Origin of the sequence: Bartonella sp. AP58NXGY (assembly GCF_042195785.1) — a bacterium.
Lineage (GTDB): Bacteria > Pseudomonadota > Alphaproteobacteria > Rhizobiales > Rhizobiaceae > Bartonella.
Window position 1 is genome coordinate 1 of sequence record NZ_JBHIOY010000062.1, and the last position, 1,549, is coordinate 1,549.

Annotated in this window: 3 protein-coding genes; all 3 read right to left on the bottom strand. The window is 38.1% G+C overall.

Annotation, left to right across the window (positions count from 1 at the left end; all coding sequences use genetic code 11):
- Positions 1-101: 101 nt before the first annotated feature.
- Entirely contained in the window at positions 102-824 is a 723-nt protein-coding gene (locus ACFINC_RS09360; protein ID WP_375617036.1) for a hypothetical protein, read from the bottom strand.
- Positions 818-1,363 (bottom strand): hypothetical protein, encoded by a 546-nt coding sequence (locus ACFINC_RS09365; protein WP_375617037.1) that lies wholly within the window; start codon positions 1,361-1,363, stop codon positions 818-820. Before ACFINC_RS09365 ends, ACFINC_RS09360 begins: the two co-directional genes overlap by 7 nt.
- Positions 1,364-1,375: 12 nt before the next feature.
- On the bottom strand, positions 1,376-1,549 hold a 174-nt coding region (locus ACFINC_RS09370), incomplete at its 5' end, for a phage antirepressor KilAC domain-containing protein (RefSeq protein ID WP_375617038.1).

Consider the following 1,549-nt stretch of genomic DNA (forward strand, 5'->3'; position numbering starts at 1 on the left):
AGCCATGGTTGTTAAAGAAGAATTTGTCATGTTTGTTTCCTACATTGCGCGCAATTCCCCCGTGGCGTGAATCACGCATGTGTTAAAAGGCTGGTTGGTTGTTAAATTTTTATGTCTTGAGGAATTCTCGTGTTTCCGCGAATATTAGCTAATCCACGAATTTCGGCATTTCTAAAGATCTTGACTGCGTCATAAATGCGAGCACTATCATAAACTTTTGCATCTCCAAAAATCTCAACATTTCCATAATTAATATCATCCTCATACGTGAAATTGGAGCATGATATAATGACATCACCATAAACTTTAGCATTGTTATAAATGAGAGCAGGACCACAAATTATTGCGTTCCCATATACACGAGCATTGTCGTAAACATTGGCACTATTCTTTATTCGTGCATTCTCAAAAACTTTTGCATCACCATAAATGAGTGCGCTATTGTAAACTTCTGCATCACCGTAAACATGAGATTTGTCGCGAACAACAGCATCACCAAAAACATGTGCACTACCAGAAACGTTGGCATTACCAAAAACAACAGCACGACTGTAAACTTGTGCATCAGAATAAACTGAAGCATTTCCACTAATACAGGCGCCATCAAATATCTTGGCATTATGAAAAATGGTAGCGCTTTCAAGCACCTTGGCATCATCATAGACCCAGCAATTGCCTTTATGACCTAAGTTATATTCCTTTTCAATAAAGCCACCAAGATCTCCTTTTTTGACATCATCAAAATCCCTTAAAGCACGAATACGGTGAAGAGTTTTTCCATCAAACTCAATTGTTTCATCAGTTAATTCGTATTTTTTCACCATGATTTTTCTCCAGTGGACATGACGTTATCGCCATAAATATGCGCATCACCATAAATCTTGGCATAACCATAAATCTGTGCATTGTCATAAATATGCGCGTCACCATAAACCATGGCATCACCATAAATCTGTGCATTGTCATAAATATGCGCATCACCAAAAACTTGAGCATCACCATAAACCATGGCATCACAACAAACCTCTGCATTGCCATAAACACGGGCATTGTCGTAAATTTTTGCACGCCCAAAAACCTTGGCATTTTCATAAACACGGGCATTATCATAAACCTTGGCATTATCTCTAATTATTGATTTTTCGAATATCTGTGCATTACCAAAAACCTTAGCGTTATCACAAACCGCGGCATCATGCCAAACCCAACAGTCGCCCTCATGACTTAAGTTGTCTTCTTTTTCTATGAAGCCGCCTAGAGCACCTTTTTTAATAATTCCAAATTCTTTTAAAGCACATATGCGGCGTAGAGTATGTCCATCAACTTCGATTGTTTCATCAGTAAGTTCATATTTCTTTTCCATAATGATAGCCTCTTAATGCATGCTTTGTCTTTTAATCTCTTGAGACAGCACCCCCATGCCTTTTGTTGTGATTTTTGCTGAAGGAATGACTTTTTCAGCCTTTTTTGTTGTTTGAATAGTGAGGGTTGAGCAATCCATTAGTCCTTTTTGTATTTTGTCTTGATAAGGCAATAAGTGAGCCCCGAA

What these genes read in the sequence shown, in the direction of transcription:
- ACFINC_RS09365 (WP_375617037.1), bottom strand. Translation starts at nt 1,363, where the DNA reads ATGGAAAAGAAATATGAACTTACTGATGAAACAATCGAAGTTGATGGA.
- ACFINC_RS09360 (WP_375617036.1), bottom strand. Translation starts at nt 824, where the DNA reads ATGGTGAAAAAATACGAATTAACTGATGAAACAATTGAGTTTGATGGA.